The organism is Tunturibacter gelidoferens (assembly GCF_040358255.1).
GTDB classification, from domain to species: domain Bacteria; phylum Acidobacteriota; class Terriglobia; order Terriglobales; family Acidobacteriaceae; genus Edaphobacter; species Edaphobacter gelidiferens.
Window position 1 is genome coordinate 4106720 of record NZ_CP132938.1, and the last position, 13925, is coordinate 4120644.

Consider the following 13925-nt stretch of genomic DNA (forward strand, 5'->3'; position numbering starts at 1 on the left):
AGGTTCGGTTAGAGTACCTGTTTTTTTTGATGCGAGGAACTAGTTTGCAGCGGGCTCCTCGGCGAAGGTTTGTTTTATACCGTCCTCAAGCGCTGTAAAGGGCGCGGTGTAGCCTGCAGCACGGAGACCGGAGAGGTCGGCCTGGGTGTAGTGCTGGTAGCGGTCTTTCAGGTCGCCTGGGAATGGAATGTATTCGATGTTGCCCTGGCCGTGAACCTGCATGAGCGACTCGGCGACAGCCTTGAAGGTGCGGGCTTCGCCGGTGCCTGCGTTGACGACGGCGTGGATGGGTTTTTTGGGACTCTCGGGGAGGAGGCCGGCGAAGAACATGTTGATGCGAGCGAGGTCTTTGACGAAGACGAAGTCGCGACGCTGCTCGCCGTCGGCGTAGCCGCCTGAGCCCTCGAACATCCGGATGGTGCCGGTGCCTTTGAGCTGGCGGGTGAAGTGGTGGATGACGCTGGCCATGCGGCCTTTGTGCTGTTCGCGCGGGCCGTAGACATTGAAGTAGCGCAGTCCGACGACGGTGCACTTCATGTCGTGAAGATGGCGGCGGACGTAGTTGTCGAAGACGAGCTTCGAGTAGCCGTAGACGTTGAGGGGGCGTTCGTTGGCGGGGATTTCGGTGAAGTTGGTGCTGGCTCCGTAGACAGCAGCGGTTGAGGCGTAGACCAGAGGAACTTTACGTTCCAGTGCGAAGTGCAGCAACTCTTTGGAGTAGGTGAAGTTGTTGTCCATCATGTAACGGCCGTCGTCTTCGAGGGTGTTCGAACAGGCGCCCTGATGGAGGATGGCGCGGATTCTGGTGTTCTCGAAGTCGCCGGCTTTGAGTGCGGCGCGGAACTCGCGCTTGTCCATGTAGTCGGCATATTCGGCTCCGGCGAGATTGAGGAACTTCGGGCCGGTGAGGTTGGCGGCGGGAGCGAAGTTGTCCACGAGCAGGATGTTGCGTTCGCCTGCGCGGTTGAGCTGCTGGATGAGGTTGCTGCCGATGAAGCCTGCTCCGCCGGTGACGATGATCACTTCTTAATCTCCTCGCTCGGGGTGGGATTTGCCGTGAGCTTTTTTACGATGTTGGTAGTGGAGAAGCCCTCCACGGTAGGGACTATCTCGACTCGTCCTCCGTAGGCGATGACATCTTCGTGGCCGACCACTGTTTCGACGGTGTAGTCGCCGCCTTTGACCAGTACGTTGGGCCGCAGCGCGCGGATGAGTTCGAGGGGGGTGTCTTCTTCGAAGAGAACGACGGCGTCTACTGCGGCCAGGGCGGCCATGACGCGGGCGCGTTCTCGTTCCGAGACGATGGGGCGGGTTGGGCCTTTGAGGCGGCAGACGGAGGCGTCGGCGTTGAGGCCCAGGACGAGCTTGGAACCGAAGCGGCGGCAATCTTCGAGCAGGGTGATGTGGCCGACATGGAGGAGGTCGAAGCAGCCGTTGGTGAAGACGATGGTCTCGCCCGAGGAGCGCCACTCGGCTACGCGGAGTTTGATGCGCTCGAGGTCGAGGATCTTTTCGCCGGCGGTGAGTCCGGAGCTGGGAGTGAGGGCGGCTACCAGCTCGTGCGCTGCGATGGGTACGGTGCCTACCTTGCTGACCACGATCCCGGCGGCGAGGTTGGCAAGCTCGACTGCGGTTTCGATCTGGAGGCCGCCTGCGATGCTGGCTGCGAGGGTTGCGATGACGGTGTCGCCAGCTCCTGAGACGTCGAATACCTCACGGGCTCGCGCGGGTGAGTGATAGATACCGGTGCTGTCTGCCGATGGTGGGCGGAGGACTGTGATTCCCTTCTCGCTCATGGTGACGGTGAGGAATTTGAAGTCGTGTTCAGTGACTAAGGCCTGGGCTGCGGCGAGGAGTTCGTCGGTGTGGTGGGAGGGGATGCCGGTCGCTGCGGAGAGTTCACCGAGATTCGGACAGATAGTGGTTGCGCCAGAGTATTTGCTGAAGTCCGGGGTCTTGGGGTCGGCGAAGACGGGGATGCCGGCGGTGCGTGCGGCGCGGATGACGGACTCGCAGAGAGAACGGGTGAGTGCGCCTTTGGCGTAGTCAGAGAGGATGACTGCGTGGACCTTCGAGACCAGCTCGACGGCGCGTTCCTGGAGGCGTTGACCTTCGATTGCCGGGACGGGGTCTCGGCTCTCGATGTCGAGGCGCAAGAGTTGCTGCATGCGGCCGACGATGCGGGTCTTTGAGATGGTAGGGAGCGAGCTTGAGACGACCCCGGCGGTGTTGATGTTGGCGCGTTCGAGGATGGCGGCTAGTTCTGCCTGCTCGGAGTCACTGCCCCAGAGGCCTGCAAGGAAGGTCTGACAGCCGAGGCCGGCGAGGTTCATAGCTACGTTGGCTGCTCCACCGGCACGCTCGTAACGCTGGGCGTGGCGGATGACCGGAACCGGGGCCTCGGGGGAGATGCGCTCAACCTCGCCGTGGATATAGCGGTCGAGCATGATGTCGCCAACGACGAGCACTTTGAGTTGACTGAAGCCGCCCTCAAGCAGGTTCAGGATCGAATGAAGTTCCGGCAGCATGAACGAAAAAGATCTCCCGCGAACATCATCGCATCTTTGAGTGGGGGTGGGTGCTTTCGGCTAGCCGAGGATGGCGCGAACCTCGGTGATCACCTCGTCGACCGTGATGGAGGTGAGGCACTTCTTTTTTTGGACGATGCAGGTTTCGAGGCCGCAGCCCCAGCAATCGGTCTGGTGGTAGACGACGCGGTGCTGTTTACCATAGGGGAACCAGACGCGAGGCTTGTTGCGGGCAGCAAAGATGGCGACGCAAGGTGTCTGGACGGCTGCGGCGAGGTGCATGGGGCCGCTGTCGTGACCGATGAAGATTTGAGACTGGGCGAAGACAGCTGCGCTCTCGCGCGGGGTGAGGATGCCGCAGAGATTGATTACGGGTTTGGAGGAGTTTTGCTTCCAGCCGTCGGCTGCGAAGTTGCTGGCGTCGGCCTCTTCGGGAGCTCCGCAGAGGGCCAGTGCATGGTTGGGGTAGAGAGCGGCGATGCGTTGCAGGAGTGCACGCCAGTTTTCCCGGCCCCAGTCTTTCGATTGGACTTTGGTGCCTACGCTAACCGCTATGACGGGCAGGCCCGCGGCTGATGCGAGAGCTTCTTTGGCGCGGGCATGCTCGGCGGAGGTGAGGCGGAGATCCCAGCTTGCGGGGTCGTCGAGTCGAGGGTCTCCCAATTCGGCGAGATTGCGGGTGAGGCGTGCTCCCTCTGGTTCAAGAGCCTGGATCTGCTGCTCCCAGCGGTTCTGCTGCATATCTTCGGTGAGGGGGACGCCGATGAGTCGCGTTATTCCGCATAGACGGAAGAACTTTTCGTCACGGCGTGCCGACTCTACTCCTCGCGCAGACCCCATGTAGACCAGGACTTCTGGGCGCCAGCGCAGGAGCTGCCACCAAAGGGAAACTAGTTCTCGTGGGCTGCGCATACCGACGACGTAACGGAAGTAGCCGTGGACGAGGCCGCTGTTTTCGAGGATGGCGGCGGCGGGCGGGGCTTTGACGTTGACGGGGAAGTTGGTGAGGATGCGGCGTTCGGCCTGCGGGAAGGCGCGGGCGACGAGGTGCAGGGCGGGGAGTGCGATGAGAGTGTCGCCGAGGCTGCCGAGGCGGTAGATCAGAACCCGTTTTGGGGAGGTTGCCATTGTCTCTGTCTAGTCTGCTTGGTTCCGGGAGTTACGGCAAATAGAACGAAAGGGGGAGTAGGACCCTGTTAGCCTAATCGAGCGAGGAACGTGGGTTTGAACGAAGCGAATCACTTGATTTTTGTCTCGATCGCTGCATATCGCGATCCGCAGCTGGTTCCTACGATGGAAGACTGCATCGCGAAGGCTCGCCACCCGGAACGACTGCGATTTGGTATCTGCTGGCAACACGATCCGAAGGAAGATACTTTTCCCTTTCGCAATGACGACTGCTTCAGGATACTTGCCGTTGATTGGCGGGAGAGTAAGGGGGCCTGCTGGGCGCGGTCCGAGGTGCTGAAGCTGTGGCGGGGCGAGGAATGGTTTCTGCAGGTGGACTCACACTGCCGGTTTGCGTGGGATTGGGATACGAAGCTGCTCGACGAGATGGGGCAGACGGAGAGCGATAAGCCGATTTTGAGTACGTATGCTTCGCCCTTTACGCCCGGTGGCGACGAGGTGCTGGCGGATGGGCCACTGCAGATGGCCTTTCAGGGCTTTACCGAGGATGGTATTCCGCATATGAAGCCGCTGGCGATTGCGGATTGGCAGAACCTGACGAGGCCGCGACGGGCGCGATTCCTTTCGGCGGGTTTTTTGTTTGCCCAGGGCACTTTTGTGGAAGAGATTGGATACGATCCCGAGTTGTATTTTCTGGGAGAGGAGACGGCGATGACGCTGCGTGCCTTCACCAGCGGATATGACCTGTTTCATCCGCAGGAGACGATTGTCTGGCACGACTACGGCAGACCGGCGGCGCCGAAGCACTGGGGAGATCACACCGAGGCTACCGAGGACAAGGCCGGTTGCTTGTGGCACGAACTGGACTCTCGCAGCAGGGAGAAGGTGCGGCGTCTGATTGCGGGACAAGCAGTGGAGAGCTTTGGATTGGGATCGACGCGGAGCCTTGAGGAGTATGAGGCTTATGCGGGACTTTCGTTCAAGCTGCGAAAGGCTCAAGATTACACGGTGCGGGGTGAGGAGCCGCCTAATCCCGAAGCTGCTCCCGACTGGGCCGGACAGATATTTCCGTGGATGGTCCGGATTACGTTTGATCGCGCGGCACTGCCTGCTGCGGCGCTCGACGATCCCGAGTTCTGGTACGTCGGGGTGAAGGATGAGAGTCGCGCCGAGATTTATCGTCAGGACATTCCGCAATCGCAACTGGCTACGCTTCCGAGCGGCGAATCAAAGATCGTTCTGGTTTGCGAGTTTGAGTCGGGTACGATTCCCGCAGCCTGGACAGTTTGGCCGGTGAGCCGCTCGCTCGGATGGCTGAACAGGATTGAAGGCACCCTGGGCGATGAGGACTACACGATCGTCCTCGAAGAAGACACTGAATAAAATATGCGGTGTCTCTGTTGAGGGTCTTTGAGTGGACAGGACCCTGACTGCAGCAACTGGTAAAGTCTTTGATTGGGAGGAGGGCCTATGCTCGATGCACTTCTGATAACCCGGATGCAGGACGAGATGACCGCAGCCCTGCATGTGACAGAGAACGAGGAGGGGTTTGAGACTGGCGCTGATGGGTTGATGGCGCTGGCGATAGCGCAGCATCAGGCCAACTTCGAGCTCTGGCATGAGGAGGATAAAGCGAGGGTTCCGGGCGTGGCGGACACGGAGATCGTGCGGGTGAAGCATGCGATCGATGCGTTAAACCAGCGACGGAACGATCTGGTGGAGAAGATGGATCTGTGGCTGATGGCTCGGCTGGAGCAGGATCCGATTGCTCCCCTGCACTCGGAGACGCCGGGGCTGATGATTGATCGACTCTCCATTCTGGCGTTGAAGATTTACCACACGCGGGAGGAGGCGCACAGGGCGAGCGCGACCGAGGAGCATCGCTCGCGCAACGTGGGACGGCTGGCTTTGCTGGCGGAGCAGCGCCAGGATTTGGCAGGCTGCCTGGATGTGCTGTGGAGCGAGGTGCTGGGGGGAAGGCGACGGTTTAAGCTCTATCGGCAGATGAAGATGTATAACGACCCGGAGTTGAACCCGGCGGTGTACGGGCGGAGTTAGCCATTTGCGGTGTGATGAGACTTGGAACGATAGAGGGGGGTTCCGTTGCACCCGCACTGAGGTGGGGTTGACCTGAAGGCCAGGTCTGCGTATAAAACCGACACGAGAACAAACTAAATTGAGCACCCGTTAGAATGGGAGAGCTCAGAAACGCCTTAGGCGACAGGAATGACGATGGCTCAGACAAAGACTGCAACTGCACCTGCAACAAAACGTGCTCCACGCACGATCGCTGGAACCATTCCTCAGACAAACGACAATGCGCGCGCGCAAGTGGTGGCTCATTACGAAACTGCGCTGCGGCTGATGCAGGATGGAAAGTACGACAAGGCCCATGCTGCGTTCGACAAGATGCTGGCTGCAGGCGCAGGTGAACTGAGCGACCGGGTCCGCATGTACTCGACTGCCTGTGCGCAGCAGATGATCAAGGGAAAGAATGCCTTTTCCAACTGCGAAGAACAATACGATTACGCCATCTCTCTGCTGAACGACGGACACTACGAAGATGCCCGGGAGCACTTCAACCTGATCCTGAAGGAGAATGATAAGGCGGACTATGCCTTTTACGGTCTCGCGGTGCTGGCGAGCATGACGGGAGATTCGCATCATTGCCTGGAGCATCTGACCGAGGCGATCCGACAGAATCCACGGAACAGGATTCAGGCGCGGGCTGACTCGGACTTTCAGGATATGGCCGACGATCCTCGTTTTACGGAGCTGCTGTATCCCGAGGCGTAACTACGAACTTGCTCCAGGCCGACAGCGCTTCGTTTAGGCTGGTGTAGGAGAACCTGCGCATGTCGTTGCGGAAGCTGACCGAATCGAAAGAAAAAGACCTTCGGGTGGTTGCCATTGGCGGCGGCACGGGGTTGTCGACGCTGCTGCGGGGGCTGAAGCGGTACGTGGTGACTCCGGACCGGAGAAGAGGGATTCGGCTGGGAGAGTCTGCGCGGGTCGAGCGGGCTCCTACGCCACCCTGCCCTGAGGCGCACTGCATCATTCGGGAGCTCTCGGCGGTGGTTACGGTGACCGACGATGGCGGCTCGTCCGGGCGTCTGCGCGAGGACTTCAAGATGCTTCCGCCGGGGGACATCCGGAACTGCATGGTCGCGCTCTCGGAGGATGAGCACCTGCTGTCGAAGCTGTTTCAGTATCGTTTCGAGCATGGCGAGCTGGAGGGGCATAGCTTCGGCAACCTCTTTGTGGCCGCGCTCTCGCACATCACGGGAGACTTTGCCCAGGCGGTGCAGATGTCCTCGCAGATTCTCGCCGCGCGGGGGAAGATCTTCCCTGCTACGAATACGAACGTGACATTGGCGGCGGATATGGACGATGGCTCGCTGGTGCGGGGGGAGACCAATATTACGGCCAGTAAGCGCAGCATCGTGGAGCTGCGGCTGGAGCCGGAGACTGCCGATCCTCTGCCGCAGACGCTGGAGGCTATAGCAAATGCTGACCTGATCACTCTGGGGCCGGGATCGCTTTACACTTCGCTGATCACAAACATGCTGGTTCGCGGCATCCCGGAGGCGCTGGCGGCGTCGCGGGCTACCAAGGTGTTTGTGTGCAACCTGATGACGCAGGCCAACGAGTCGCTGGGGCTGACAGCCTCTCAGCATATCGAGAAGATCATGCAGCATGCGGGTGGGGTCAAGGTTCCAATCTTCGACTATGCGCTGATCAATACGGGGGATATCTCGGCGGCGCGGCTGGAGCAGTATGCGCGTGAGGGGCAGCAGCCGATCGTGGCGGACCTGGAGCGCGTTCGGGCGCTGGGGGTGGAGCCGGTGATGGGCAACTTTGTCCATGAGGGCGATGTGTTGCGGCATGACTATGACCTTTTGGCGGAGCGGCTGCTGGAGCTGGGGATGGAGCGTCCGGTGGCGGTTTCGGGTGTGGGGTAGGTACCCCCCTCCCCGTACTTAGTGTGTGCAAAGTCTTCGAAGATAATGGTTTAGGTCTGGACCTATCCTTGCTTAGGGCTGACTTAGGGTTGAAATGCAATGCCCCGGCTTTTGGCCGGGGCATCTTTTCTTCTGTATCCAGTATAGCTGGTGGAGGGAAACTCATGTGCCATGCGTATGTGATTGGCTGGTAAGCAGTTTTGGTGTTTTGGGGGTTGACAGCTTCTTAAAAGATTCTGTCCTGCCGGACGGGCCCACTGCGCGTGGGGCGGGCGTTCGCACGCCTTTTCAAAGCTTCGCGTGGTCCTCCCGTTGGTCGGAAGGAACGTCATTCGCGACCATCGGGAGCGCCGGGCGAAGCGGTATACACGTCACGAAGTGACCGCCCCACGCGCAGTGGGCCCGTCCGGCAGGGACGAAATACGGGGGTCTCTCCACTGCGCTGTTCACGATGAGACTGTGAACAGCTTCGGTCGAGATGACGATCTTTTTTGCGGTGGAGGAAGAGCGAGAGTTGGGAGCAGTTAGAGGGTGGCGATCTCGACGAGGGCGGGAGGTGGCTGCTCGAGGGTGCGTTTGAGCTGGCCGCAGGCGGCGTAGATGTCGCGGCCGCGGGGCTTGCGGATGAAGGCTGGGATGCCTGCTTCGCGGAGCCGCTTCTGGAAGATGCCTACGTCTTGCGGGGTGGGTTCGTGGAAGGGCATGTCGGGGCCGGAGTTCCAGACGATCAGGTTGATCTTGGCGCGGAGATTCTTCAACAGGGCGATCAGCTCGTCGGCGTGTTCGCGCTGGTCGTTGATGCCCCCGAGGAGGACGTACTCGAAGGTGACACGCTCGCGTGGGCGCAGGGGGACGGCGGAGATGGCTTCGAGGAGCGCGGCGATGTTCCATTTGCGGGTGATGGGCATGATGGACTCGCGGACGACGTCGTTGGAGGCGTTGAGGCTGACGGCGAGCTTGGGACGGATGTTCTCGCTGGCGAACTGTTCTATGCCGGGGAGGATGCCGGAGGTGCTGACGGTCATGCGGGACTCGGGGATGCTCATGGGGCCGGTGAGGAGGCGGACGGCGTCCATGAAGCCAGTGTAGTTCAGGAATGGCTCGCCCATGCCCATGAAGACCAGGTTGATGCGGTCGCGGCCGACTTCGACGCTGTGGCGGTTGAGGACGGCGGCTACCTGTCCGGCTATCTCTCCAGGGGTGAGGTTGCGGCGGATGCCGAGCTTGGCGGTGAGGCAGAACTGGCAGTTGACGGCGCAGCCTACCTGGCTGGAGATGCAGATGGTGGCGCGCTTGTAATCGTCGTCATCGTGGGCTGGGTGCTCCTCTTCCTCGGCTGCCTGGGTTCCGTCGCCGCGCTCGCCTCCGTCGCCTCCTGGCATCCAGACGGTTTCGACGGTTTCGCCGTCGGCCATGCGTACGAGGTAGCGCTCGGTGCCGTCGATGGAGAGGGCGGTCTGGACGAGCTCGGGCAGGCCTACGGTATAGCCAGAGGAGCCGAGGGCGGTGCGGAGGGTGGCCGGAAGAGTGGTGATCTGGTCGAGTGAGGGGATGCGCTGGATGTACAGGGCGTCGTAAAGCTGGCGGGCTCGGTAAGCTGGCTGGGCGAATTTCTCCATCAGACCGGTCAGCTCCTGAAGCGAGGCGCCGAAGAGCGGTTTTTCTTCAACTTTTGGATTATTAAAATGCTCTATATCATTCATTTGTAAATATTTGGATATCTTAGATAGTTCCGACACATAGATCTGGGCTGAAAGGGACGAGCGGTTTGGGCAGGATCGAGTTCGTCGGGATCCTTCGCTACGCTCAGGGCAGGATCGAGTTCGTCGGGATCCTTCGCTACGCTCAGGATGACGGCAAAACTGTTCGCTCCTAGTCCGGCGCTCCGCTTAGATTGATAACAAAGGCTTTAGGTGTCTAGAAGCGTAGAGTCGGGCCGGAGCATCTATATAAGTCTACTCCCCTGGGTGCTACGGATGGCGCGGACCGCGCTGTGAAACAATGGAGTCTGAAGGAGTCTCATGTCTTTAACGTTAGTAGATGAAGCCGCAATTACGAAGAACGCCTCTCGCAATATCAGAAAAACTGTGTTGTCGAATGGTTTGTTGGTGCTGACCGAGAGCATGCCGCATGTGCGGAGCGTCTCGATGGGGGCCTGGGTGGGCTCTGGTTCGCGGGACGAGACGGCTGGGGTGAACGGGGTCTCGCACTTCGTCGAGCATATGGTTTTCAAGGGCACGACCTCGCGGTCGGCGCAGCAGATTGCCCGGGAGGTAGACACGATCGGAGGCAATCTCGACGCGTTCACCGGGAAGGAGACGGTCTGCTTCAACATCAAGGTGCTGGATGAGAATGTGCCGCCGGCGCTGGATGTGTTGTCGGACCTGGTGCTGCACCCGACCTTTGCTCCCGAGGATGTGGAGCGCGAGAAGGGCGTGATTCTGGAAGAGATCAAGATGGACGAGGATAACCCCGACTATCTGGTGCATGAGGTGTGGACGCAGAACTTCTGGAAGGGCGATGCGCTGGGAAGGCCGATTCTGGGGACCGCGAAGACGGTTTCGAGCTTTGATCAGCGGACGCTGCTGAACTTTTATGCGGGGCAGTTTACTCCGCGCAATATGGTCTTTTCGGCGGCGGGAAATCTGGAGCATGATGCCTTTGTGGCGCAGGTGGAGAGGGAGTTCGGCTCGCTGGCCGCCAGCGGAGATAGTGTTCCGGTGAAGGTCGACGCTCCGAGGGCGACGCCGCACATTACGCTGAAGAGGAAAAAATCGCTGGAGCAGGTGCAGTTGTGTTTGGGGATGCCGGCGCCTCCGGTGAATGATTCGCGGCGCTATGTGGTGTACCTGATGAATACGATGCTGGGCGGTGGGATGAGCTCCAGGCTTTTCCAGACGATTCGCGAGGACCGGGGGCTGGCTTACTCGATCTACTCGGAGATGAATCCGTTCCGGGATACCGGCTCGCTGTGCGTGTATGCGGGGACCTCGGTGGACAAGACGCTGGAGGTGTTGCAGCTTACCCTGCGGGAGTTGCGACGTCTGAAGGAAGAGACGGTCAGCGAGGTGGAGTTGAAGCGGGCCAAGGACCAGCTGAAGAGCAATATGGTGATTGGGCTGGAGAGCTCGGGCAGCAGGATGGCTAACCTGGCGCGACAGCAGATGTACTTTGGCAGATTTACGGGCGTGGATGAGATTATGCACGAGATTGAAGCGGTATCCACGACGGACGTGCAGGAGCTGGCGCAGGAGTTGTTCAAGCCGGAGACGATGGCGTTGACGCTGCTTGGAAATCTTGGCACGATGAAGATCGAGCGGGAAGATTTGGCCTGCTAGGTCTCTCTCCTGATAGAGTTTGTTCGGTGGTCGAGATACAGAATTTGCCGAGGTTTGATGAAGACGATGAACGCACGGGACCGATTGCGCGCAGGGCTACAGATACGACCGAATGAAGATGGATTTACGCTGATCGAACTGCTGATCGTGATGTCGGTGATGCTGATTCTGATGACGCTTGCAGTGCCTCAGCTGTTGAAGCTGAGGAAGCAGGCGCAGGAGACGTCGGCGGTTCAGTCGCTGCGGACGATTGGGCAGGCGGAGCTGCAGTACAACTCGGCTTATCCGGCGAATGGTTTCTCGTGCTCGCTGGCTACGCTGGGTGGGGATCCGAAGTCGGGCGCGCCTACGTCGCAGTCGGCGCAGCTGATTACGCCTGATCTGGCGAGCGGACAGAAGGCCGGGTATACGTTTGCGATCACCAACTGCACCAAGGTGACGGTGAACAACCAGGATATGTATACCTCGTTTGAGATTACGGCGGTTCCGAACTCGATTGGAAAGACCGGTGATCGCGGCTTCTGCACGGACGAAAACAACACCATTCGCTACGACCCGGCGGGCGGAACCAACTGCACACAGCCCATCCAGTAATGCTGGCGAAGGCTGTACTGATCGCGTCGTTTTGCTGCGCTCCGCTGCTGGTGGCGCAGGAGAACGACGCGTTGGTGCGTAAGGTGGATGATCACTACAACCATCTCAGTTCCCTGCGGGCTCATTACACCGAGAGCTACGCGGGGATGGGGATGAATCGCACAGAAGAGGGCACGTTGCTGCTGAAGAAGCCGGGGCGGATGCGGTGGAGCTATGCTGCGCCGGTGGGCAAGGTGTTTGTGCTGGATGGGAAGTTTGCTTGGTTCTACACGCCGGGCGATGCGCAGGCTACGCGGGTGCCCGCGAAACAGTTGGATGATCTGCGGTCGCCGCTGCGGTTTCTGCTGGGGCATACGCAGCTGAAAAAGGAGCTGGATAACCTGACTGTGGTGGTGGATGGGACGGGGTTTGTGATCTCGGGTGTGCCGAAGGGGATGGCGCAGAGGGTGAAGCTGCTGTCTCTTTGGGTGACTGCAGCGGGGGCGATAGAGCGCATGAAGCTGGAAGAGGTGGATGGGGCGGTGACGGAGTTTGCGTTTACAGGAATGCAGGAGAATGTGCCCCTGAAAGATGGGGATTTTGGGTTTGTCCCGCCGGATGGGGTGAGTGTGGTGGAGGGGCTGCCGCCGATTTAGCAACAACGGCGGAGGATCAATACTCGATTAATTTTTGAGGGCGGGTATGGGGAAGGCCTGTCTCGATGAGATTTGACGGGTGCCTGCGGAGAGTTTCGCGGCGGACCGGTAGTAAAATCATGACAATCTTCAAGTCGAATTAGTCGTTGAACGCGCGCGCGAGATGCGCAGAAAAGTAGAGATAGATTGTGAGCCATGTAGTTTCAGTGAGTCGCCTGAGTACCTCGGAGTTTCATTCGGCTGTTGCTTCGCTCTCCCCTTCGGTTGCGGTCTTTGACTGCGATGGGACCCTGTGGTCGGGGGATGCCGGATCTTCGTTTATGAAGTGGACGATCGAGACGGGACTGGTCTCGCGTGAGATGACGGACTGGATCGACTCGCGATATCGGGGATATCTGAAGGGCGAGGTGTCTGAGGTGGCGATCTGCGGGGAGATGGTGCAGATGTACCAGCGCCTGCGCGAAGACGAGATGCGCCGGGCGGCGAAGAACTTCTTCGCCAGCCACATTGAGGCGAATATTTTCTCAGAGATGAAGGAGTTGGTGGCTGAACTTCGTGCAAAGGGTGTCGAGATCTGGGCGGTGAGTTCGACGAATAACTGGGTCATCGAAGAGGGAGTCAAGCGGTTTGGGATTCCGGCTGAACGCGTTCTGGCAGCGCGTGTGCAGGTGAAGGACGGCGTGGTGACGGATGTGATTCGGGACGTCCCGACTGATGAGGGCAAGGTTGCGTCGCTCGCGCGGGCCGGGGTGAGCGCGCCGGACGCTGTGTTTGGAAACTCTATCCATGACGCCGCGATGCTGGCGATTGCGAAGCGGGCGTTTCCGGTGAATCCGAGTGCGGCTTTGGTGGAACGGAGTGCGCAGGAAGGCTGGCCGGTTTACTATCCGGCAACTGTTCGACCGGCCTAAGTAAAGTGTATAGAAGCTTTTGTGCCGCGAATGTCGTCTAATCTGTAGTCAGGTGAGAGAGCCGATTCGCAAACTCGAGGAGCACGTTGAGGCCGCGGTGCAGAAACCACTCCGATTGGTGGTAGCGGCGTTGATTTTACGTGGGGATGCGGACGGAGGCGGACGTGGGGTCGAGGTTCTGATCTGTCAACGCAAGCCAGACCAGCCGATGAGTCTGAAGTGGGAGTTTCCCGGGGGGAAGATCGAGGCCGGTGAGACGTCGGAGGGTGCTCTGGCTCGGGAGCTGAATGAGGAGTTGGGAATTACGGCTATCATTGGCCGGCGGGTGGCGCGGGTGAGGCACAAGTACCGCAATGGCGGAGCGATCGATCTTCAGTTCTTTGTGGTGCGGGAGTTCGATGGCGCGCTGGAGAACCGGATCTTCAACGATATGCGATGGACGCCTTTGACGGATCTGCCAGGGTACGATTTTCTGGCTGCTGATCTGGGGTTGATTCGGGATCTGTCTGAGGGGAAGTTGCTGTAACGCGGACTTCGCGTTGGGATGGGGCTACCGAGGAGTGAAAGCAGATTCTTCCCCTTCGACTTTGCTCAGGGTGCGAAATGACAACAAAGGAGTATTCGAGCGGCTTTGGGTGAAAAGGTTCGAGTGGTATGGGTGGGTGTAGTGTCTCGGGATCCTTCGCTGCGCTCAGGATGACTGCAAAGACAAAAGCAGCCGCAGTGCAAAGATGCAAGCAACAGCACAACTAAGACGAAAGCAACAGCGCAGCTAAGATGAAAGCAACAGCACGGGTAAGACAAAAGCGACAGCAACGGTTAATGCCGC

The 13925-nt window shown here is 59.5% G+C and carries 13 protein-coding genes; 9 read left to right on the top strand and 4 right to left on the bottom strand.

Annotated features, from left to right (window positions below):
- Window positions 1-39 precede the first annotated feature (39 nt).
- The 3 genes from rfaD to RBB81_RS17900 are packed head-to-tail and all read right to left on the bottom strand — an operon-like array spanning window position 40 to window position 3656.
- Window positions 40-1023 carry an ADP-glyceromanno-heptose 6-epimerase gene (rfaD, locus tag RBB81_RS17890; protein ID WP_179584301.1) on the bottom strand — a complete coding sequence of 328 codons (984 nt, stop codon included), beginning with the start codon at window positions 1021-1023 and terminating at the stop codon, window positions 40-42.
- Window positions 1020-2528 (bottom strand): bifunctional D-glycero-beta-D-manno-heptose-7-phosphate kinase/D-glycero-beta-D-manno-heptose 1-phosphate adenylyltransferase HldE, encoded by a 1509-nt coding sequence (gene hldE / locus RBB81_RS17895; RefSeq protein WP_353071573.1) that lies wholly within the window; start codon window positions 2526-2528, stop codon window positions 1020-1022. Before hldE ends, rfaD begins: the two co-directional genes overlap by 4 nt.
- 60 nt (window positions 2529-2588) lie before the next feature.
- Window positions 2589-3656, bottom strand: coding sequence for a glycosyltransferase family 9 protein (locus RBB81_RS17900; RefSeq protein WP_353071574.1), 1068 nt, complete (start codon window positions 3654-3656; stop codon window positions 2589-2591).
- A gap of 96 nt (window positions 3657-3752) precedes the next feature.
- On the opposite strand from RBB81_RS17900, the gene RBB81_RS17905 reads away from it, so the two are divergent.
- The 4 genes from RBB81_RS17905 (at window position 3753) to RBB81_RS17920 (ending at window position 7618) form a co-directional block, all read left to right on the top strand.
- A complete protein-coding gene (locus tag RBB81_RS17905; protein ID WP_353071575.1) occupies window positions 3753-5039 on the top strand; it encodes a GlcNAc-transferase family protein in 1287 nt (428 codons plus the stop codon).
- Window positions 5040-5126: 87 nt separating this feature from the next.
- Window positions 5127-5714, top strand: a complete 588-nt coding sequence (locus RBB81_RS17910) for a DUF4254 domain-containing protein (protein ID WP_353071576.1) — start codon at window positions 5127-5129, stop codon at window positions 5712-5714.
- Window positions 5715-5888: 174 nt separating this feature from the next.
- Window positions 5889-6452 carry a tetratricopeptide repeat protein gene (locus tag RBB81_RS17915; protein ID WP_353071577.1) on the top strand — a complete coding sequence of 188 codons (564 nt, stop codon included), beginning with the start codon at window positions 5889-5891 and terminating at the stop codon, window positions 6450-6452.
- 59 nt (window positions 6453-6511) lie between these two features.
- Window positions 6512-7618: a gluconeogenesis factor YvcK family protein gene (locus RBB81_RS17920; RefSeq protein WP_353071578.1), complete on the top strand. Its 1107-nt coding sequence runs from the start codon at window positions 6512-6514 to the stop codon at window positions 7616-7618.
- A gap of 524 nt (window positions 7619-8142) precedes the next feature.
- Here RBB81_RS17920 and rlmN read toward each other — a convergent pair.
- Window positions 8143-9321 carry a 23S rRNA (adenine(2503)-C(2))-methyltransferase RlmN gene (gene rlmN / locus RBB81_RS17925; protein ID WP_353071579.1) on the bottom strand — a complete coding sequence of 393 codons (1179 nt, stop codon included), beginning with the start codon at window positions 9319-9321 and terminating at the stop codon, window positions 8143-8145.
- Window positions 9322-9639: 318 nt separating this feature from the next.
- Between rlmN and RBB81_RS17930 the strand changes: the two genes are divergently transcribed.
- The 5 genes from RBB81_RS17930 (at window position 9640) to RBB81_RS17950 (ending at window position 13622) form a co-directional block, all read left to right on the top strand.
- The gene (locus tag RBB81_RS17930; protein ID WP_179584318.1) at window positions 9640-10956 is read left to right on the top strand and encodes a M16 family metallopeptidase; all 1317 of its coding nucleotides are present in this window, start codon (window positions 9640-9642) and stop codon (window positions 10954-10956) included.
- Window positions 10957-11013: 57 nt separating this feature from the next.
- The gene (locus RBB81_RS17935; protein WP_306458025.1) at window positions 11014-11550 is read left to right on the top strand and encodes a prepilin-type N-terminal cleavage/methylation domain-containing protein; all 537 of its coding nucleotides are present in this window, start codon (window positions 11014-11016) and stop codon (window positions 11548-11550) included.
- Window positions 11550-12185, top strand: a complete 636-nt coding sequence (lolA, locus tag RBB81_RS17940) for an outer membrane lipoprotein chaperone LolA (protein WP_353071580.1) — start codon at window positions 11550-11552, stop codon at window positions 12183-12185. Before RBB81_RS17935 ends, lolA begins: the two co-directional genes overlap by 1 nt.
- A 206-nt stretch (window positions 12186-12391) precedes the next feature.
- Window positions 12392-13096 carry an HAD family hydrolase gene (locus RBB81_RS17945; protein WP_348641522.1) on the top strand — a complete coding sequence of 235 codons (705 nt, stop codon included), beginning with the start codon at window positions 12392-12394 and terminating at the stop codon, window positions 13094-13096.
- A 52-nt stretch (window positions 13097-13148) separates the two neighbouring features.
- On the top strand, window positions 13149-13622 hold the full coding sequence (locus RBB81_RS17950) for a (deoxy)nucleoside triphosphate pyrophosphohydrolase (RefSeq protein WP_353071581.1): 474 nt from the start codon (window positions 13149-13151) through the stop codon (window positions 13620-13622).
- Window positions 13623-13925: the final 303 nt, after the last annotated feature.

Bases quoted from the DNA above. Each gene is read 5' to 3' on its own strand.
- RBB81_RS17915 (WP_353071577.1), top strand. From the start codon at position 5,889: ATGGCTCAGACAAAGACTGCAACTGCACCTGCAACAAAACGTGCTCCA.
- RBB81_RS17900 (WP_353071574.1), bottom strand. From the start codon at position 3,656: ATGGCAACCTCCCCAAAACGGGTTCTGATCTACCGCCTCGGCAGCCTC.
- hldE (WP_353071573.1), bottom strand. From the start codon at position 2,528: ATGCTGCCGGAACTTCATTCGATCCTGAACCTGCTTGAGGGCGGCTTC.
- RBB81_RS17910 (WP_353071576.1), top strand. From the start codon at position 5,127: ATGCTCGATGCACTTCTGATAACCCGGATGCAGGACGAGATGACCGCA.
- RBB81_RS17920 (WP_353071578.1), top strand. From the start codon at position 6,512: ATGTCGTTGCGGAAGCTGACCGAATCGAAAGAAAAAGACCTTCGGGTG.
- rlmN (WP_353071579.1), bottom strand. From the start codon at position 9,321: ATGAATGATATAGAGCATTTTAATAATCCAAAAGTTGAAGAAAAACCG.
- lolA (WP_353071580.1), top strand. From the start codon at position 11,550: ATGCTGGCGAAGGCTGTACTGATCGCGTCGTTTTGCTGCGCTCCGCTG.
- RBB81_RS17935 (WP_306458025.1), top strand. From the start codon at position 11,014: ATGAAGACGATGAACGCACGGGACCGATTGCGCGCAGGGCTACAGATA.
- RBB81_RS17930 (WP_179584318.1), top strand. From the start codon at position 9,640: ATGTCTTTAACGTTAGTAGATGAAGCCGCAATTACGAAGAACGCCTCT.